Origin of the sequence: Microcoleus sp. B9-D4 (assembly GCF_036705105.1) — a bacterium.
In the GTDB taxonomy this organism is placed as follows: domain Bacteria; phylum Cyanobacteriota; class Cyanobacteriia; order Cyanobacteriales; family Microcoleaceae; genus Microcoleus.
On the sequence record NZ_JAUBTS010000014.1, the window covers coordinates 56317 to 74974 of the forward strand.

Sequence of the window (18658 nt, forward strand, 5' to 3'; positions counted from 1 at the left end):
ATTCATCTTGTGTGGAACGGGTATCTTGCCCGTTCTTGACAATGCCACATCTCCTTTGAAAATAATTCGGTGACTGAAATAGAAATTTCAGAAAATCGTCAAAAAACCACTGGGGAATCGCTGCATTGTTATACTCAAGTGGCAACTGATAAGCGTCGCGGTACAGCATCGCTGCGAGGAGATATTGCATCTTGTCGGCAATTTCTCCTCCTTCAGCAAGTTTCGAGGATAACTGCTGGACAAAACGTTGTTCTGACTCAGTTAAAGTTTCATTTTTTAGGGCGCTATCTAGTAGCAATTTATGAGCTTTCCCCATGTCTTTCGAGTAAGCACTTTCTAATTTTTCCGCTGGCAAATTCAGCCAATACTCAGCTAGCTGTTGGCGGTAGGGGCGCAGCGCGAGAAGAGGCTGTTTTGAGGGGAATTTATTGTATTGATCAAGCAGTGGTGACAATTCCGATAAACTCGGCTGGGTTCTCAAGGCCAGCTTTTGGCGGATTGTCTGTTTGATTTGTTGATTCAGGAAACTGTAATCAGGACTATTTAGGAGTTTTTTGTAAAATCTAACTACATCCTTATGATTTTCCCCAGCCGCGAAGTTTTTCCAAGTTTGTTGTTCGGGATGAATCCGCAGTGAGGACAGTTTTTCATCTACAAATCCGATATGATAGTTGCCCATGATTCGCCACCACATATCTAAGTCTACATACTGAGATAATCCCGAATCAAATAATCCTATTTCTTCAAAGACTCGCGCAGCAATTAAGACGGTACTAGGTTCGCCAATTTTGTTTATCGGGTTATTCAAGCAGTTAGTATCTGCCAGTAATTTTTTTCCGGGCTGAATAGATTTTAAATTTGACCAACTTTTATGCAAATCTTTAATTGATTGGGAAGCTCCGCGCAAAATCGGGTTAGATTCATTGTCAGCTATGGTGATGCCACGCGGGGAGAAAACCATACCTATTTCTGGGTGTTTTTGGGCGAGTGCGACCATTTTTTCAATACATTCTGGTGCGAGCAAGTCGTCTTGAAAGAGAAATTTAATGTATTGACCTTTTGCTTGGGATATGCAAAAATTCCAGTTTTGTGATAAGCCGTAGTTGCGGTGCAGTATGATGCGGAAATCGACTGAGGTTTGTGATTGGAATGATTGGGCGATCGCAACTGTTTCGTCTGTGGAGCCGTCATCGGATATAATCAGCTCTATGTTAGGGTAAGTTTGGGCCAAAGCACTTTGAATCGCTTCGCCAATAAATGCCGCTCCGTTGTATGTCGGAATACAAATACTAACTAAAGGTTGTGCATTTTTTACTGTCGCCCCCTGAGAGGACTTTTTCCGTATTCCGCCCTCCAAGCTTTTGAAATTATCTGTAATTTCGGCAATATATTCAAGACGGTTTTGAATTTTTCTCCCGACAGTTGGCGGATTCAGTAAAGTCTTAATTTCATCAGCAGCTATTCTTCCAACTTGCTGAGCTTCCCGGTAATTGTTGAAGACATGACGCATTAAATCCGCAGCGTGTTCGACATCCGGTTCGGCCCAAACATTGCCTTTTTTGTAAGGCCCGCAATCTTTCTCAATTGGGATTAACTTATACTTGACTAAATAGCTATTGCCGACATTCATGAATTCTGTATTTGATGAATAGCCGGTAGCAATTACGGGTTTGCCGTAAAACATGGCTTCAGCCATTGTTAAGCCAAATCCTTCGCAGCGGTGCAGGGATAGATAACAGTCGCAATTATACAACAAACTGTTAATTTCATCTTTGGACAAATACCCGTCTAGATGTTGGATATTTGAAAAGTTTCTGATGGCAGAATTTAATATTTTTTGCTGCTCTAAATTTTTGTTTGAGTTGGAAGATTTGAGAATTAACAATAGGCGGTCATCTTCGCCAAAAGCTTGTTTAAATGCTTGAATGGCGGCTAAAGGATTTTTGCGCTCGATGCGGCTGGAAAAGTCGAATACAAACAAAAAAATAAATTTATCTTTAGGTAAATTCAGTGCTTCTCTGTTCAGGGAAGGTGCGGGAAGAGCAATACTGGGCATGATTTTGATAACGGGAATTGGCGAGACTGCAGAAATTGCCTCGGCGCAATAGTTGCTATAAGTCCATATTTCGTGAAATTGATTAAAGGCTGGCTGCCATTTTGAGGGAAATGCGGGAAGTTCCCAGGCCCAAAAGCCGATATTGTATTTGTTTTCAAAATAGCTGGAATCTGTATGTTTGATAAAGGTGGCCACTTCATCGGCGTTGACTTGAATTAAGTTTACGGGATGGGGATTGTCTTGGCTAAAGTTTTGATAGGTGGTGTCTTGTTTGCGGTGGGGACTGCGGGGAAAATTGTTGATACTGATGGGAATGTTGGCGGCTTCTGCGGCTCTGATGTTGGCTCGGACACCTTCTCCTATGCCAAATTCGCCGTTAATGTAGCCGGCGATGTTAATTCCTAGATTTGAGTTCATAGTTTATAATGTATTCAGCAAATTGTTGGGTTGATTTTTGGGAAAAAAGCCGAATTAATTTAGCTCCTAAATCGCGCTGAATGAGGGTAGGGTTTGAGAATAAATTATAATTTTGCTCAATATTTGCTAAGATATAGGAATCCTTGTAGGATGGGTGGATAAGATTAAATGAACCGCAGAGGGCGCAGAGAACGCAGAGGAAGAGAAGATAGGGAAGAGAAAGAGTTGGTAACAGAAAATTGGGTGCTTGACAAATGTGCCGCTCGCCATTGTATACTGGCATCGCAATGCTAACATTCGGCTGGTTGTCTGTCGGCATGGGTTGCTCTGTTTTATTTTACGATAAACTAATCAGGAATTTTAGAGAAAGTGATCGATCGCGTCAACCACGACCTCTTGAAGCTGCTACCGCCGGATGCTAAAGTCATTGTTGAAATTGGCTGCGGTACGGGTTCGACGGGCGAACAGTACAAGCTGATCAATCCCCATTGTCAGTATATTGGCATTGAATGCGATCGAGAAAAAGCTAAAATTGCAGTCGATAGGCTAAACTGGGTGACGGTAGCCGATATTGAAGAAATTGCTCTCGAAAGTCTCGACATCGCCCCAGGAACCGTCGATTGTTTGGTTTTTGGCGACTTGCTACCCTATCTCAAAAACCCTTGGGAAGTGCTCAAGCAGTACAGTGGTTTGCTGAATCCAGAGGGGCAAATTCTCGCCAAAATCCCTAATCTTCAATACTGGCGGCGGATTGTCAATCTGTTGCGGGGACAGTGGGAGAATCCCGACAACAAGATGCAGCACTGGTTTACCCTAGAAAGTATTAAATCACTATTTGCTCAAGCCGGATTGCAGGTTTATGAATTTCAAGGGAAGGGACACAAAACCGAAAATTTTGTCCAGTTTCAGCAATTGCTGCATCCAATGGTACAGGCTTTAGAGCTCACATCGAGCAGTTTTGCTACGGAAACCGGTGCTGAATATTATATCGTGCGATCGACCAACTCGACCGTACCTGCGCGCAGACTGCTGATTCAGACTATCATTATGGCTCCTACAGGGTGCGATCGCGTGCGAGTTTTGGAACCGGACAAATTTAGCGCTACAATTCCCGGTGTCCGCACCGTATCCGGGGTGAAAACAGCAGAATTAATTCCGCCGCTGCTGGGAGAAGAAAAAGTCTTCATCTGGCAACGGACTATCATGCAATATCCCGGCTATATTCCCCAACTCAAAGAACTGCTGCAAGAAGGCTATTTAATAGTAGCAGAAATTGACGATAATCCCATCCGTCGCCGCGAATACGCCGACAATAATTACCTCAGCTATCGCGGCTGTCACTGCGTGCAAACTTCTACAGAACCCCTAGCCAAAATTTTGCGGCAATACAATCCAAATGTTGCCGTATTTCCCAATCAATTAGCTTATCTACCTCCGCCGCGAATTTATCCGACAGAAGATACAGTCACAATCTTTTTTGGTGCGCTCAACCGCGAAAAAGATTGGCAGCCGATTATGGCAGCGCTAAATCGAGTTTTAGTAGCACAAAAGCACCGGATTCGAGTTAAAGTAATCCACGACCGCAAATTTTTTGAAGCCTTGAAAACACAGCAAAAAGAATTTGAACCATTTTGCAGTTACGAACGGTATCAAGAAATTATGTACAGTTGCGATATAGCTTTGCTCCCGCTCGTTTCCAACCCGGTTAACGAAATGAAATCCGACTTGAAATTTATTGAATGTGCAGCGCGGGGAGTAGCGGTACTGGCAAGTCCCACTGTGTACGAACATTCGATTGTCGAAGGTGAAACCGGATTGATTTATAGATATGAAAAAGAGTTTGAAATGAAGCTTAATTCGCTGATTTCTGACACTTCTCGGCGCCGGAAAATAGCCGCGAATGCTTACGAATGGGTGCGGGACAACCGCTTACTGTGCGGGCACTACCGGCAGCGGCGAGATTGGTACTTACAGATGCGCGACGAGTTGCCACGTTTAAATGCTGAGTTGCGCGATCGCCTGCCGGAGTTATTTGGTGACTAAGTGCGGTAAGATTTATAGGCTATTGTGCGATCGTTCTGTTTTATTGTTTAATTTCTAATTGTTACTCCACACCAATGCGAATTCTATTCACTATTGCTCACTTTTACAATCCCAGCGGCGACGGGAAACACGCTTCCCAGCGAAATGATCCGCAACCACGACTAAATGCTTTAACCGCTTGCGTGACATCGCTGCAAGCTTTGTACGGCAAATCTCAGTCCATGATTGACATTCGCGAATGTGCAACTATCCCAGCAAATCAATCTCAACAGCACGAAATTGACATTGTTGTTTGCACTACTCAAGGTTATCATCTGTTGCCTCAACTGCCAGTGCAGCCCAGATGTTTTATGCACCATGCTACCAAATGCGAACCGCTGCTGTTGGGGTTTGAGTGTCAAGCAGTTTTGCGAGCGTGTCTTAACAAATACGATTATTTCTGTTATTTGGAAGATGATTTAGTGCTGCATGATCCGTGGTTTTTTAGTAAATTAAAGTGGTTTACGCATCACGGAGGAAATGGGAATTTGCTGCAACCTAATCGCTATGAAATAGCGCCTAAAGGCGCGGTTTTTAAAGCATATGTTGATGGTGATTTAGCAGACTCAGCGACTTCTTCGTTTCAAAATGTAGAGGAGCAGCGGCAGTTAATGGGAAAAATTATGGAACAAACAATCGCTTTTGAGCGGGCATTGAATCCTCATTCCGGTTGCTATTTTTTGAATGCGGAACAGATGGCACACTGGGCTAAGCAGTCTCATTTTTTGGATAGGGATACTAGCTTTATCGGCCCGCTGGAAAGTGCCGCAACTTTAGGAATTATGCGGACTTTTAGAGTTTACAAGTCAACTCCTGCTTATGCTAATTTTTTGGAGATTCAACATTTTGGAGCGAGTTTTCTGAATTTGATTGGTAATAAGGTGAGAGTGCCGGAAGCAGGATGAGTTAAGATATTCAGGTAAGCTGCAATACTTGAGAGGTAGCATGACCCCGGCAACCGAAAAGATTGTCCTTCCCTCTCCCTTCCCCGACCACACTCAACTGCCAGAGGAAGACGGCACTTTTGTGAAGAATTTTCAGGAGCATCCTCAGAGCATTATTTTGACTGATTCTATCGGGTCGGTATTGCAAGGGCTTCATCCCGATGGGCAATATGCTATAGGGCAAGACTGTGGCATCTACTGGCGAGAAACTGACCCGCTTGAAAAGGGAGCCGAAGCTCCAGACTGGTTCTACGTGCCGAACGTGCCACCAACACTAGGAAATCAGATTCGTCGCTCTTACGTGCTGTGGCGGGAATTCATGGCTCCGATGATTGCTTTGGAGTTCGCATCGGGAGATGGTTCAGAAGAGCGGGACACAACCCCACTATCGTACTCGGAAGTTGGAGCGGCGCAAAGGCCTGGGAAGTTTTGGGTATATGAACGGATCATGCGGATTCCGTTTTATGGCATTTATGAGATCAATAGTGGCAGGCTGGAGGTTTACAGCCTGAACAATGGGTTTTACCAGCAGTTGCTTCCGAACGATCGCGCTCATTATCCGATCGCGCCAATGGGCGTAGAATTAGGACTGTGGGAAGGCAGTTATCAAAACCAGACAATGCTCTGGCTGCGGTGGTGGGATAGCGAGGGTAATTTGCTGCTAACAGGTACAGAACGAGCTTCCTTAGCAGAGCAGGCTTTGAGTGCAGAAGCCCAAGCGCGGCGGGATGCCATCCCTCGGTTGTTGGCAATGGGATTGAATACACAGCAAGTGGCAGAAGCACTCGGTTTATCAGTAGAGGAAGTTAGGCAGCATTCACAATCTTAAGGTTGCTTTTGATTAAGAGACTATTGACTTGTAGGGTGCATCTCACATCTTGCACCATTCTCATGAACAGGCAAGATATTCTCATGAACAGGCTTTCCGGCCTGTTCCACAAAGAATGAGTTTTCTTGTGGGGAGTAGGGGTTGGGCAGGAGATCCCGCCCGTAAGTCCTACTATTTTACAGCAGTCAAAACATCGCCGATTTTAATTGTGCCGCTGTTGATAATTTTGGCTAAAACTCCTGTTTGTGCGTGACCGAATTCCTTTTGGAGTAAACTGAGTAGGGAAATATCCCGATCGCCTGTTTCTGGATTCACTTCTATATTGACACAGCGACCGATTCGTGCTGTAACTTCTATGCGCGCCGTGCCTAATTGAAACTGTTTTCCGATCAACTCAAATTCTGACCAAGCTGCCATACCTTCTAGCACAATGTTCGGGCGAAATCGGCCCACGTCAATGTTTTGAACAGCGATTTCTGTTAATTGATCTAATGTGGCTTGACTGAGTAAAGAAATGTGTACTGGTTCTCGATCGGGATAACGAGTTTCGCCGCTGCTGTCGCCGACTAAGTGCAAAGGTGCAAACTGCGGGTGTCTCGCTTCTTTTGTCGGTTCAATTGCTGCCAAATATTCTGTGAAAAAAGTGCCGATGCGATCGCGCCCCGCTGCTGTGTTCGTTTCTGCCGATAACACTGCAACTCCTTGACGCTTGACTGTTAAAACGGCCGTTTCCGGTTGATAATCACATTCTAAAGCTGCTAACAGAGGCCAATCGTTTTGGACAGCAAAATGTTTTTTGCTCATCCAAGGGACATTTTGGGCGGGTATCTTTGCAGCTTCAATATTATCTGCAAACATTAAGGCAAAAGCTCGATCGCCCTTAATTCCGTGTCCTGCTGTTAAAGCAAACTCGGACATTTCTTGCGGTGTCAGCCCTTTAATTGGATAAATAAATAACTGTTTTATTGTTGCTAATGTCATAAATTTTTCCGAAGTTAGTAGAATCTAAGATTTTGCACCATTGTCAATAATCCTTTTTTGAACAGGCAAGATGCCTGTTCCACAAGAAAATCTACTCTTTGTGGAACAGGCATCTTGCCTGTTCAGCGAGAATAGTGCAAGATGTGAGTAGAATTGGACTTACGCAGAACCTAAATCCTTTTTTGAACAGGCAAGATGCCTGTTCCACAAGAAAATCTACTCTTTGTGGAACAGGCCTCTTGCCTGTTCAGCTAGAATAGGGCAAGATGTGAGTAGAATTGGACTTACGCAGAACCTATATATGTAGGTAGGGTTCGCCGCAAACTTTGGGGGAATCGAAGCTATTTCACACACATTAATAAAATTGCTATAAAAACCCGATTAAGCTAGCAACTCATAGCGGCGGATATCTGGAGGCCCAACGGCCAAACCGTCTAATTTCTGCACGGCGTCTTGAATGTGACTTGAACCGAGATGTAGTTCGAGCAAATCAGCACTTTCCCACTCTTCAACATAGGTAAAATCTGTGGGATCGGCTTGATTTTGCAGGAGTTCGTATTTGATGCAGCCTTTTTCTTTGCGAGTGGGTTCTATAATGCTCAGCAGCAGAGATTTAAGTTCTGCTACTTTGTCGGGAAAGGCAGCGAGGCGGGCGACTACTCGCAAGGTTGTTTTGGACATAGGAGAAAAAAGTCACAGATAGGACGATCGAACTTACCGATTTTTACTTGGCAAACTCAGCAAAAGACGATTTTACTTAAAATAACCTAAAGAGATCGAGCGGTCAATCGATTTTAGATTTTAGATTTTAGATTTTAGATTAAAGAATTGCAGCATTGACTTGCGCGAGATAAATACGTTCGGCAAGTTTCATCCGATACAGGTTTTTTATTTCACCGGTCCTGAGTCTGCTTTCGGAATGAATCACGTGGCGGGTATCCTGGATGCTTTCGGTCAACCGCAGTAAAATTAGTCCAGGACGCGCTCAAATCTCCGAAACCCGGTTTCTTGCCAAATTATTCGTTACTAAGCGCAGAGCGTCCTAGAAACCGGGTTTCTTGAGATATTTTGGCAAATACCGGAGAAACTCAATCTTTGGGATAAAATCGCTTGTTTTCTGTAGAATATTCCCAGGCGAGATCCTCCGGGTCTTTTTCCCGACTCCACTGAGCAAACTCCGGCTTAAGTTTCCACTTGCCGATCGTAGTTGCGTGAACTTTGAACCTGCGGGAGAGTTCCGTCTGGGTAAAAGAGATTTTGGGCTTTTGAGGAGTCTTGGTTTGAGCAATGGGGAATAAATTTGGTTTTTTATCTTGTGCTTTTTCCCGATTTGTGGGAGGCTCTTGAACAGCTATTCCCGCATTAGCTGTTTCGCTTTGATTGACAGGTGGAGCTATTTGAAAATAATACAAAATTCCGCCTTGTTCCGTCACTTCAAAATCTGCGGCAAACTCAGAAGCTCGTTCGTCGAGATACTCTTGAACCTTTTCGCCCGGGAGTTTCGCATTCATCGCCAAATCCAAAGCCGTAACTCGCCCTTGATTTTCCTTGATCAACTTATAGAAAACCGAGTCTAAATGAGCGAGTTTGTGTTTTTGCTGCTGGTGGTAGAGTTTGTAAGCCCAAGCAATGCCCGCTGTGGTGGCGATCGCCCAAAACATCCTTCCCGACTCGAAACTGGCAACCGCCGTCAAGGAAATAGGCAAAAGCAGGGTAAGATATCCCCAAATGCTTCCCTTCTTTAGGTTATTGCTGTTTTTGACCATAGTTCCTAAACAGGTACGTAGTTTAGCTTAGTAGAGCGTGTCTGAATGCCGCAAAAGTTTTTCGACAGTCGATATATCGATCGGCCCGCTGACACACCCAAAAACGGATACTGTGCCGCGTACACTCGCCTTGTGGACAATCCCTAATTTTAGACCAAAGTTCCAGATCCTTTGATTCAATGTCGCAAGTAAATCGAAAATCGAAAATCGAAAATCAAGTGACGCACTCTACGACAAAATCCCAGAATCTACTTTTTTTGCAACCGAGGGTTCATGTACTTTTTTCGCAAACAGATTGCCATCCTGCTGATAGTTGTTGCTTGCTGTACGCTGACGATTAGTTGCAGCGATAGCCGAGCTGTCCAGTGTACTAAATTTACTGAAATTGTCAACAAAGGCAACGCTCTCATTGATGTTGATAAAGACAGCAACGATGCTGCCACGACCGACAACTTAGCTAAAAATTTGAACCTGATAGCAAAAGAAATTGAAAATCTGCGAATAACAGATCCCACCCTCAAAGAAATTCAGGAGCCATCGGTTAAATCCTTCCAGGAAATTAGTCAAGCACTCGGCGACATAAGCAAAAGTCTTCAGGCTGGAAATCTCGCTTCTACAAGTATAGAAGGTCGAGAGCAAATCAAAACAGCTCAAGCAGATATTATTAGAGCCGGCCAACAGGCGAATCAAGCAGCCGCAAATCAAGACGCTTTGACTAGCAAACTGATTAATTATTGTAAGGGCGATCGCTAAAGGCTAAGAGTTTTGAGTTTTGAGATGGTCACGCAAACCCCAACAACGCACAGCGGGTGAAGGAATTTGAGGAATGCGTCGCCTTCACCTACTATCTACCCCTTTGCAATTACCCAATTTAGTGATGAATTTCTAGATTCAAAATATAGCGACCTAGTTGCACTTTCTCCGACCACAACTCGTATTCTAACCGCAAGTGATCCGGTTCCGGCTTTCCTGTCAGCGTCAAGTTGCGAGTGAAGTTGCGGAGTCGCAACTGTTCGGGAGTCGCCAGCGATTCGCCCTGAAGCCAATAACGGCTCAGGCCGTACATTCCTCGTTCCCAGCAGTGGCGGTAACTGTATTTGCCGTTTCCTTGCATCGTCATAATGACTCGATAGGGCGAAACTTCTAGCCAGAGCAACCGGGGTTTTGTAGTTGGGGGTAAGATTGTAACTTGCTCGGCAGATTGGTTGGAACCGTCGGAAAATTCGCGATCGATTATTGCTGGTTCGTGCAACAACAAGTGAAAGCGATCCCGGTCTTTTTGATAAAGCGTAGCAGCGGTTTCAACGACTGACCACAAAGGTAAATCTGTGGATACCAGCGATAAACTTACAGGCTTGCGGTGATGGGTCAGCATAAATAAAAGTTTAGGAGTTGTTGTGGATCGGGCGGTTTGAGATTTGAGATTTTAGACTTTAGATTTTAGATTGGCTGGGTTCTAAATTCCGGAGCTTTTGCTTAACAAAATGAAAAATCTACAACTCGCAATCGAAAATCTAAAATTGTTTAGTCACAATTCAATCATCTGGTCGATAACTGAGAGCTGGACATGAAATCTAAGCATATACACGGATAATATTTGTGAAATTAATGTGAAATCCGTGCCGTTGCGTCCGCACTCCCGTGTCATCGAGAACTGACAGCGGAGTCTCCGGGCGAGTTTAATCAGCTTTTAAGTTAACCGGACACATAGGGAAAAAACCCGCAGGCCGTACAAAAGACGACTGACTTAGGACTGGGAAAAAGGTAGGATAGCTAACGCCATCCAATCCTAGTTTATCTCAATGCAAGCTGACATTATAACTACTACGCTTCTTGACAAAAGCCAAACTTTAAGCATTCAAAAACCGGCACCGGGCTTGTCGCTGGTGGGGAGGATTCGAGTTCCGGGCGATAAGTCGATTTCTCACCGAGCTTTGATGTTGGGTGCGATCGCCCGAGGTGAAACGACAATTGAGGGACTGCTGCTAGGAGAAGACCCCCGCAGCACTGCTAAATGTTTCTCGCTCCTGGGAGCCAAAGTTTCTGAACTCAACGCGGAACGGGTGACAGTCCGGGGCGTCGGAATTGGCGAGTTAGAGGAGCCTGTGGAAGTCTTGGATGCGGGTAATTCCGGCACGACGATGCGGCTGATGTTGGGAATTTTAGCCTCTCATCCGGGGCGTTTTTATGCAGTAACGGGTGACAGTTCTCTGCGATCGCGCCCGATGTCGCGCGTCATTAAACCGCTGCAACAAATGGGAGCGCAAATTTGGGGCCGAAAAAGCAATTCTTTAGCTCCCTTAGCGATACTGGGACAGCAGTTAAAACCGATTCACTACCATTCTCCGATCGCCTCGGCTCAAGTTAAATCTTGCATATTGCTCGCCGGTTTGATGGCCAGCGGAGAAACTACAGTCACAGAACCCGCTCTGTCGCGGGATCACAGCGAGCGGATGCTGCGAGCGTTTGGAGCCCAATTGAGCGTCGATCCAGAAACTTGCAGCGTGACAGTCACTGGGCCGACACAACTGCAAGGGCAGAATGTGATTGTACCGGGGGATATTAGTTCGGCGGCATTTTGGCTAGTTGCTGGGGCGATCGTCCCCGGTTCCGAGCTCGTAGTCGAAAATGTGGGCGTCAACCCAACTCGTACAGGCATTTTGGAAGCTTTGGAAATGATGGGCGCGGACATTGAACTGCAAAATCAGCGAGAGGCGGCTGGGGAACCTGTAGCCGATATTTTGGTTCGTAGTTCCGGCCAATTGCGGGGATGCACCATTGCGGGCGACTTAATTCCCCGACTGATTGACGAAATCCCGATTTTGGCAGTAGCGGCGATCTTTGCATCGGGTACTACAATAATTCGAGATGCGGCCGAGTTGCGAGTCAAAGAGAGCGATCGGCTGGCCGTGACTGCTGCGGAACTCAACCGCATGGGAGCCCAAATTTCCGAGTTACCCGACGGTTTAGAAATTACCGGGGGAACTCCTTTGACTGGCGCGGATGTTGACAGCTACACCGACCACAGAATAGCGATGAGTTTGGCGATCGCAGCCCTCAACGCCACAGGTATTACTAACATTCACCGGGCAGAAGCTGCTGCCATTTCCTACCCCGACTTTACCGCCACTTTGCAACAAGTTTGCCATCCAAATTAAGATTGGGCATTGGGCATTGGGCATTGGGCATTGGGCATTGGGCATTGGTTGCTGGTTACTTGTTATCGGTTATTGCTATAGCCTCAAAAATAACAAATAACCACTAACTAATGACTAATGACCAATGACTAATGACTTCCTCTAAGAATCTTTACCTACAACTTGTTCTTTTAAAGAATCAATTTCCGTTAACAACTCTTGGCGATTAGAAGCCTTGAGCAGATAGCGGTAAACAAACCAACCCGTATATCCCATGCCAATCAACTCAAAAACTGGAGCTACCAAAGGGACATCATTAAGAGCACCTAAAACTCCCAGCATTACCTTAATACTAATACCGCCGGCCAGAATTAAACCAACAGTTATGAGGGGCTTTTGGTAGTCAGCAAAAAAATTAGAGAGATAGGCTGGAAGTTCCGACAAAATTGTAATAACTTGGTCTTTAATATCTTGGAACTGGCTGGCCGTTGTTTCTGTGGTTGTCACTGTAGTCATGACCCCCGGTTTGTCCTCCACCAGATCTACTGTCACGACTTCAGTGATTGTTTGTGTCTCGTCCGAAAAGTTAGCTTGTGTCATTGAATACTTCCTCCGTTGTCAGGTAAAATTGCAGGCTGTGAATTGCGGCCAGTAGAATTCTCCGGCAATTAGCACAGCATCCGCGCTGCAGGGACTAATTGATGAGACTAAGGCAGAGTTTCACAAATTGCAAGCAAAAATAACGATATGACTTGATTTTAAACAATTGCCTTCGCTGCCAAATCGGTCTTTTGACTCATTTTTTCCCTTGATCGAGGTTGATTTGATTCGGGCAAGGGCGTCCTTGTTCAAAGTCGGTGATGTTGCCGATCGTGGTTTCGGCGATATTTTTCAAAGCTTCCTCGGTGAAAAAAGCTTGGTGTCCGGTAATCAGGACGTTTGGAAAAGTCAGCAAGCGCTGAAATACGTCGTCTTGAATAACGTGATTTGACAAATCCTCAAAAAACAGATCCGTCTCTTGTTCGTAAACATCTAATCCGAGGTACCCAATTATACCAGATTTCAGTGCTTTGGTGACAGCTTTAGTGTCAATCAACTGACCGCGGCTGGTATTGATCAGCATCATCCCCGGTTTCATTTGCTCGATCGCCTCTGCACCGATCAAATGGTAAGTTTCCGGTATCAGCGGACAGTGGAGGCTGACAATATCAGAGGCGGCGAACAGTTCCGGGAGTGCGACGTATTCCATCCCTAGGGCGAGGCAATCTGGGTTTTGGAAAACATCGTATCCTAGCAGGCGACACCCGAATCCGTGCAGAATTTGGGCAGTAATTGCGCCAATTCTGCCTGTTCCGACGATTCCCACCGTTTTGCCGTGGAGGTCAAAACCCAACAGGCCATCTAGGGCGAAATTGCCTTCGCGGACGCGGTTGTAAGCCCGATGGATTCTGCGGTTGAGGGACAAAATCAAAGCGACTGCGTGTTCGGCCACTGCGTAGGGAGAATAAGCCGGAACTCGCAGCAGAGTTAGATCTAAATCCCTAGCTGCTGCTAAATCAACGTGATTGAATCCGGCGGATCTCAGGGCCAGCAAGCGGACGCCTTTTTCGGCGATCGCCCCGAGCGTTTTCGCGTCCAAGGAGTCGTTCACGAACGCGCAGACTGCCGGAAATCCCGCAGCCAAAACGCTGGTTTCCAAGTTCAGACGCGGTTCAAAAAAAACTAAATCGTGTTTGCCACCGACATTCGCTGCTTCCAGAAATGTGCGATCGTAGGATTTGGTGCTGAATACGGCTACCTTCATGATTTTTGCCTGCAAACCCAGTAATAGTTGGAAATTCTTTCCAGATTAACTCTAAATTTTACTAGAGCGCCGTTGCCCCAAACAACCCACTTTCCATGAGAAATATTGAATTTCGTAACCAAAGCCTCTCTGAAGAAACCAATTTTTAGCTTGAGGGCAACTCCTGCTTAACTTTTTTAATTTAATTGCTTATACTGGAGTCATGCGCGAGCGTTAATTGCTAAGTTTTCAGGACAAACTCAGATGCGTAAAAACATCCAGACTTTAATTTATTAAATTTTAGAAACCTCAGACTCTAGCAATTTATACAGTTTAGCCGATGATGTTGTCATAACTTGTTTAATCCTGATCAATGTTGCAGCTTTTATTGCTTCTACTTCGCCCACATTGTCGCCAGAACACACATCGCTTTTGGCAAATATCGAAATTGTTTCCTCCTTAGTATTTACAATAGAATATATTTTGAGGCTATGGGTGTCTACAGTCGATCGCAGATACAGCCACCCGCTTTGGGGAAGATTGAGATATGCTCTGACACCCCTAAGTTTGATAGATTTAATTTCCATCTTACCTTTTTACTTTTTGCTGTTATTTCCTAGTTTTAATTTCGTTAATTTGATTCGGGTATTGCGCTTGTTGCGGTTGCTAAAAATGAGCCGTTATTCAGAGTCAGTCCGAACTCTGGGAGCAGTGTTGTACGCTAAAAAAGAGGAGTTGATTGCCACTGCATTTGCAGTTTTTATTCTGTTAATATTTGCCTCTAGCATCATGTATTTTGTTGAATACGAGGCACATCCCAAAGCTTTTGGCAGCATCCCCGATGCAATGTGGTGGGGAGTTGTGACATTAACTACTGTCGGTTACGGTGATATTTATCCAATCACTCCTTTAGGAAAATTGTTAGGAGCCATGTTAGCATTTTTGGGAATTGGAATTTTTGCGTTACCGGCAGGGATAATTGCTGGGGGTTTTTCCGAGGAAATCCAAAAGAGAAAGCAGGAAAAAAAAGCTGAAAATTTAGAGGAATTTGCGAATTGTCAATCGGTAAAAAGGCTGGCGGAAATCGAGGTCGGCTTTGAAGAAAAGCAAAGGGCGATCGCACTTCATCTCGAAACTTCATCAGAGTTGATGAAATTGTGTGTTCAAATGGCAAAACAAAAGTTAGGAAGTGAGTTTCAAAATGAACAAATCCTGCGCGATTTAGCTATTCATTTGTACAATGAGACCGTCCGCAAATTCGAGCTTTAACTACAGATATATATTGCCTGTAATTGCCCCCCCAATCCTTACCATCGCTTGTGGTTAGTTATGACTGCTTTAGGTCATGAGTAATGACCAATGTTTAATTACCAATCGGGCGGCAAATTGTAATATTCGAGAGTTGATTTATCTGCCAGCAACTCTTTAGTTTTCCTGTCAATTTTAATCTCACCATCCGCCAAAACTAACGCCCTTTGAGTCGTTTTTCCGATCCAATTCAAATTGTGAGAAGCGATTAAAATTACCTCGATCGGCAATTGGGACAAAACAGACGCCAAGTGACGCCGCCACGAGGGATCTAGTCCGTTGGTCGGCTCGTCTAAGATTAAAATTGCCGGCTCTAATGCTAAAATTGCTGCCAAGGCTGCTAATCTTCTTTGACCTCCCGAAAGTTCGTGGGCCGAACGGTTGGCAAATTCTACTAAACCAAATTCGTCTAATAGTGATAAAGCTCGATCGCGCGCAACTCCCGGCGGCACTCCGTAATTGCGCGGCCCGAACATGACATCCTCTAAAATAGTTGGCATGAATAGCTGGTCGTTAGCATCTTGAAAGCAAAATCCAATCTGCCTGCGCGCTTGCGATAAAGTCGCCTCTTCCAACTTTTTTCCCTGCACTCTAATCTCGCCCGCTTGAGGCATTTTTAATCCGATTAAGTTTTCCAGCAAAGTGCTTTTACCAGCACCAGTCAGACCGAGTAGAGCAACTCTTTCTCCCGGTTGCAAAGTAAAAGAAATTCCCCGCAATACTGGCTTTTGATCGGGATAGCCAAATACTAAGTTTTCTACTTCGATTGTTGGCACGGATTTTAGTCTACTCAAGTTTTATTTTCCTCTATTTTAGGATTAAGAGTGTTTAACCGCAGAGAGCGCAGAGGGCGCAGAGAGGGGAAGGGAGAAGGCAAAAGGTAGAGGAATGAATTAATCAATTACCAATTCTACTCGTTCACAGGCTCTGCCTGGGAACGCAGATCGGGAGGCTCTGCCTCCAATTTTCCTCCGCAAGAGGCGAGGCAGAGCCTCTGGATATGGATTCCCAGGCAGAGCCTGGGAACCAGTTAAATGCCCAATGCCCAATTACGAATAACCGTAAGAAGCTATTGTTAATCCGGCTGCTATGAAAATTGCTAGTGTCAGCCACAGTCGCTCTTTCTACTCGTTCACAGGCTCTGCCTGGGAAAGCAGATCGGGAGGCTCTGCCTCCAATTTTCCTCCGCAAGAAGCGAGGCAGAGCCTCTGGATATGGATTCCCAGGCAGAGCCTGGGAACCAGTTAAACCAGTTAAATGCCCAATGCCCAATTACGAATAACCGTAAGAAGCTGTTGTTAATCCGGCTGCTATTACAATTGCTAATGTCAGCCAGAGTCGCTCTTTTGGTGTCGATTTTGAGTCGGCGGGCAAACTTCCTTGATATCCCCGAATTAGCATGGCTGCGTGTACTCTTTCTGCCCGATCAAGACTTCGCAAATAAAGCGCTCCGATCATGGAAGCACTGGCGTAGCGCAGCCATCCTCCGGTACCGGACAAGCCCCGGAGTTGGGCAGATATTTTCATGCGGTTGACTTCGGCCAGCAGGATTTCTAAGTATTGTCCTGTTAAAAGTACAATCTCTTGCAAACCTGCTGGTAGGGGTAATCCTTTGAGGGCGATTCCGAAACTGTGGGGTGGCAAAGTTAGCAAAAAACTGTTCATAATTAGCAGGCAGATTAGGGAACGCAGCAACAGAAAACTGGCGCGTTCCCACCCTTGGGGCAGCACTAATAAGGAGAGAAAAAGCAATTCTGCTCCCAACAGTTGCGCTAGGGTTCGCACCGGAGCCCGGAGCCAAAACGACCAAAAAAGTGCGATCGCCCCATAAATTCCCAGCCACAGCCAAGCGCCTGTCTTCAGAAAACCCATGCCAATCACAATTGTGAGAGACACTCGCAATCGAAAAGGTATGGAGAGTTTAGACATCTTTAGGTTTTACCACCAACTGAGCAATCCCAAAAGCTGCGCCGAAGCTGAAGGCAGACCCTAAAAGTCCAGCAATGCTAGTACCAATAGGCTGTTCTTCTAATCCTTTAACTGTGTAATCTGCTAAAGGAGTGGGATTTTCGATCGCCACAGCTTCTTTATCTTTAAAGCCGTATTTTTCGGCTACCGCTTCTAACCCGTCAGGCCAACTTGAAGCGAACAGTGAAAGCACCCCGGAAATTAATAAAACTCCGATTACTGGCACTACCCATTTCTGCAGTTGTGGCTGTTGTCCCGGCAGTAAATCCGGCCGCACTTTGACGAGATAAGTTAAAACGCCGGCTGTAATTACCCCTTCGCCAATGCCAATTAAAATATGTACGCCTACCATTGCTGGCAATGCGATATTGAGCCCTACTGTACCAGAAATTGCCAGTTCGATCGCCACACAAATCGAAGCTGCCACGACGCTGAGGCCAGCGGCGATGCCCGCGGCTAGGGGCAAACGATTTCTGGAACCTCCCAAAAGTTGCTGCAATGGCTGCAACAGCCACCAGCCCACCCAAATGCCAACTAGCCCCATGTTAAAAATATTGGCTCCCAGGGCGGTGATGCCCCCGTCGGCAAACAAGACGCTCTGAATTATAAAAACTGTGCTCATCGCTAAAGTTGCCGCCCAAGGGTTCCCCAAAACGACGGATGCCAGCGCTCCTCCCAACAAGTGGCCGCTGGTGCCGCCGGCTACGGGAAAGTTGATCATCTGGGCTGCAAATACGAAAGCTGTGGTTAAGCCCATGATTGGGGCTTGTCGAAGTCCAAGACTGGCGCGCGTTCGATTTAGGGCAACTGCAATTACTGCTGCACTTGCTATGCCGGTGGCAACGGCTACTGGCGGTGAAAGAAAACCATCAGGTATGTGCATTGATGTATCCCAAACAAGAGAACTTCCAGCCCTTTAGTCAACTATTTTTTACAAAAATTTACCATCCCCTGTGGGGGTATTTCTGCGATCGAGCGATCGGAGGATTTGCGGCGGGCGATCACTTATGGGATATAGATTACCGCCTCATGGGCAGAATTTTGAGGATGAGAAATTTTACATTAAATAATCCTGAAGAATTATTCGGATATTTTACCGACCACCCTCACATTGAAGCTTTTTGATAAAAATTATCAATATTTGTTTACAGATTCAACTCCAAACCGGATTCATCCGTCCAGAAATAAAAAACCTGTATCCGATAAAGGATCCCCCAAATTTATCCGTGGAGTCAATGCTTAAATCTCAAATCTTAAATCTCAAATCTCAAATCGATTGACCGAAAACATCCAGGATAAAAGCCCCCGGCTTCATCCGTCCAGAAATAAAAAACCTGTATCCGATAAAGGATCCCCCAAATTTATCCGTGGAGTCAATGCTTAAATC

18 protein-coding genes are annotated in these 18658 nt (G+C 45.4%); 7 read left to right on the plus strand and 11 right to left on the minus strand.

All coding sequences use genetic code 11. From position 1 onward, the window contains the following. Both QUB24_RS11355 and QUB24_RS11360 read right to left on the minus strand, forming a co-directional pair. A partial coding sequence (locus tag QUB24_RS11355; protein ID WP_333153273.1) for a glycosyltransferase occupies positions 1-2473 on the minus strand: 2473 nt, incomplete at its 3' end. Beyond that, positions 2451-2792: a hypothetical protein gene (locus QUB24_RS11360; RefSeq protein WP_333153274.1), complete on the minus strand. Its 342-nt coding sequence runs from the start codon at positions 2790-2792 to the stop codon at positions 2451-2453. The genes QUB24_RS11360 and QUB24_RS11355, both read right to left, overlap by 23 nt. Positions 2793-2842: 50 nt before the next feature. Between QUB24_RS11360 and QUB24_RS11365 the strand changes: the two genes are divergently transcribed. The 3 genes from QUB24_RS11365 to QUB24_RS11375 all read left to right on the plus strand — a co-directional run bounded on the left by QUB24_RS11365 (position 2843) and on the right by QUB24_RS11375 (position 6328). Beyond that, positions 2843-4516: a methyltransferase domain-containing protein gene (locus tag QUB24_RS11365; protein ID WP_333153275.1), complete on the plus strand. Its 1674-nt coding sequence runs from the start codon at positions 2843-2845 to the stop codon at positions 4514-4516. 74 nt (positions 4517-4590) lie between these two features. Then, positions 4591-5460 carry a calcium-binding protein gene (locus QUB24_RS11370; RefSeq protein WP_333153276.1) on the plus strand — a complete coding sequence of 290 codons (870 nt, stop codon included), beginning with the start codon at positions 4591-4593 and terminating at the stop codon, positions 5458-5460. Positions 5461-5500: 40 nt separating this feature from the next. Further along, a complete protein-coding gene (locus tag QUB24_RS11375; protein ID WP_333153277.1) occupies positions 5501-6328 on the plus strand; it encodes a Uma2 family endonuclease in 828 nt (275 codons plus the stop codon). Positions 6329-6499: 171 nt separating this feature from the next. On the opposite strand, the gene QUB24_RS11380 is transcribed toward QUB24_RS11375, so the two are convergent. The 3 genes from QUB24_RS11380 to QUB24_RS11390 form a co-directional block, all read right to left on the minus strand. Continuing rightward, entirely contained in the window at positions 6500-7309 is an 810-nt protein-coding gene (locus QUB24_RS11380) for an MOSC domain-containing protein (RefSeq protein WP_333153278.1), read from the minus strand. Between the two features lie 381 nt (positions 7310-7690). Further along, positions 7691-7990: a putative quinol monooxygenase gene (locus QUB24_RS11385; protein WP_333153279.1), complete on the minus strand. Its 300-nt coding sequence runs from the start codon at positions 7988-7990 to the stop codon at positions 7691-7693. A 407-nt stretch (positions 7991-8397) separates the two neighbouring features. Further along, on the minus strand, positions 8398-9075 hold the full coding sequence (locus QUB24_RS11390) for a hypothetical protein (RefSeq protein WP_333153280.1): 678 nt from the start codon (positions 9073-9075) through the stop codon (positions 8398-8400). Positions 9076-9348: 273 nt separating this feature from the next. Between QUB24_RS11390 and QUB24_RS11395 the strand changes: the two genes are divergently transcribed. Then, entirely contained in the window at positions 9349-9828 is a 480-nt protein-coding gene (locus QUB24_RS11395; RefSeq protein ID WP_333153281.1) for a hypothetical protein, read from the plus strand. Positions 9829-9946: 118 nt separating this feature from the next. On the opposite strand, the gene QUB24_RS11400 is transcribed toward QUB24_RS11395, so the two are convergent. Next, positions 9947-10450: a hypothetical protein gene (locus QUB24_RS11400; RefSeq protein WP_333153282.1), complete on the minus strand. Its 504-nt coding sequence runs from the start codon at positions 10448-10450 to the stop codon at positions 9947-9949. Between the two features lie 427 nt (positions 10451-10877). Here QUB24_RS11400 and aroA point away from each other — a divergent pair, with 427 nt between their 5' ends. Continuing rightward, complete coding sequence (aroA, locus tag QUB24_RS11405; RefSeq protein WP_333153283.1) at positions 10878-12233, plus strand: 3-phosphoshikimate 1-carboxyvinyltransferase; 1356 nt, start codon at positions 10878-10880, stop codon at positions 12231-12233. A gap of 141 nt (positions 12234-12374) precedes the next feature. On the opposite strand, the gene QUB24_RS11410 is transcribed toward aroA, so the two are convergent. Then, on the minus strand, positions 12375-12812 hold the full coding sequence (locus QUB24_RS11410) for a CAAD domain-containing protein (protein ID WP_333153284.1): 438 nt from the start codon (positions 12810-12812) through the stop codon (positions 12375-12377). A gap of 196 nt (positions 12813-13008) precedes the next feature. Next, positions 13009-14016, minus strand: coding sequence for a 2-hydroxyacid dehydrogenase (locus QUB24_RS11415; protein ID WP_333153285.1), 1008 nt, complete (start codon positions 14014-14016; stop codon positions 13009-13011). A gap of 366 nt (positions 14017-14382) precedes the next feature. On the opposite strand from QUB24_RS11415, the gene QUB24_RS11420 reads away from it, so the two are divergent. Next, complete coding sequence (locus QUB24_RS11420) at positions 14383-15264, plus strand: ion transporter (RefSeq protein WP_333153328.1); 882 nt, start codon at positions 14383-14385, stop codon at positions 15262-15264. Positions 15265-15362: 98 nt separating this feature from the next. Here the strand turns inward: QUB24_RS11420 and QUB24_RS11425 are convergent, their stop codons facing one another. The 3 genes from QUB24_RS11425 to QUB24_RS11435 all read right to left on the minus strand — a co-directional run bounded on the left by QUB24_RS11425 (position 15363) and on the right by QUB24_RS11435 (position 18154). Further along, the gene (locus QUB24_RS11425) at positions 15363-16097 is read right to left on the minus strand and encodes an ABC transporter ATP-binding protein (RefSeq protein WP_333153286.1); all 735 of its coding nucleotides are present in this window, start codon (positions 16095-16097) and stop codon (positions 15363-15365) included. A gap of 478 nt (positions 16098-16575) precedes the next feature. After that, positions 16576-17232 carry an energy-coupling factor transporter transmembrane protein EcfT gene (locus QUB24_RS11430; RefSeq protein WP_333153287.1) on the minus strand — a complete coding sequence of 219 codons (657 nt, stop codon included), beginning with the start codon at positions 17230-17232 and terminating at the stop codon, positions 16576-16578. After that, on the minus strand, positions 17225-18154 hold the full coding sequence (locus tag QUB24_RS11435; protein WP_333153288.1) for an energy-coupling factor ABC transporter permease: 930 nt from the start codon (positions 18152-18154) through the stop codon (positions 17225-17227). Before QUB24_RS11435 ends, QUB24_RS11430 begins: the two co-directional genes overlap by 8 nt. A 2-nt stretch (positions 18155-18156) precedes the next feature. Here QUB24_RS11435 and QUB24_RS11440 point away from each other — a divergent pair, with 2 nt between their 5' ends. After that, positions 18157-18396, plus strand: a complete 240-nt coding sequence (locus QUB24_RS11440) for a hypothetical protein (RefSeq protein ID WP_333153289.1) — start codon at positions 18157-18159, stop codon at positions 18394-18396. The last annotated feature ends 262 nt before the right edge of the window (positions 18397-18658 follow it).

Excerpts from the sequence above, each read along its gene's own strand:
- QUB24_RS11390 (WP_333153280.1), bottom strand. The coding sequence starts at position 9,075 with ATGGTCAAAAACAGCAATAACCTAAAGAAGGGAAGCATTTGGGGATAT.
- QUB24_RS11410 (WP_333153284.1), bottom strand. The coding sequence starts at position 12,812 with ATGACACAAGCTAACTTTTCGGACGAGACACAAACAATCACTGAAGTC.
- QUB24_RS11430 (WP_333153287.1), bottom strand. The coding sequence starts at position 17,232 with ATGTCTAAACTCTCCATACCTTTTCGATTGCGAGTGTCTCTCACAATT.
- QUB24_RS11395 (WP_333153281.1), top strand. The coding sequence starts at position 9,349 with ATGTACTTTTTTCGCAAACAGATTGCCATCCTGCTGATAGTTGTTGCT.
- QUB24_RS11440 (WP_333153289.1), top strand. The coding sequence starts at position 18,157 with ATGTATCCCAAACAAGAGAACTTCCAGCCCTTTAGTCAACTATTTTTT.
- QUB24_RS11360 (WP_333153274.1), bottom strand. The coding sequence starts at position 2,792 with ATGCCGACAGACAACCAGCCGAATGTTAGCATTGCGATGCCAGTATAC.
- QUB24_RS11400 (WP_333153282.1), bottom strand. The coding sequence starts at position 10,450 with ATGCTGACCCATCACCGCAAGCCTGTAAGTTTATCGCTGGTATCCACA.
- aroA (WP_333153283.1), top strand. The coding sequence starts at position 10,878 with ATGCAAGCTGACATTATAACTACTACGCTTCTTGACAAAAGCCAAACT.
- QUB24_RS11435 (WP_333153288.1), bottom strand. The coding sequence starts at position 18,154 with ATGCACATACCTGATGGTTTTCTTTCACCGCCAGTAGCCGTTGCCACC.
- QUB24_RS11375 (WP_333153277.1), top strand. The coding sequence starts at position 5,501 with ATGACCCCGGCAACCGAAAAGATTGTCCTTCCCTCTCCCTTCCCCGAC.
- QUB24_RS11370 (WP_333153276.1), top strand. The coding sequence starts at position 4,591 with ATGCGAATTCTATTCACTATTGCTCACTTTTACAATCCCAGCGGCGAC.
- QUB24_RS11380 (WP_333153278.1), bottom strand. The coding sequence starts at position 7,309 with ATGACATTAGCAACAATAAAACAGTTATTTATTTATCCAATTAAAGGG.
- QUB24_RS11385 (WP_333153279.1), bottom strand. The coding sequence starts at position 7,990 with ATGTCCAAAACAACCTTGCGAGTAGTCGCCCGCCTCGCTGCCTTTCCC.
- QUB24_RS11415 (WP_333153285.1), bottom strand. The coding sequence starts at position 14,016 with ATGAAGGTAGCCGTATTCAGCACCAAATCCTACGATCGCACATTTCTG.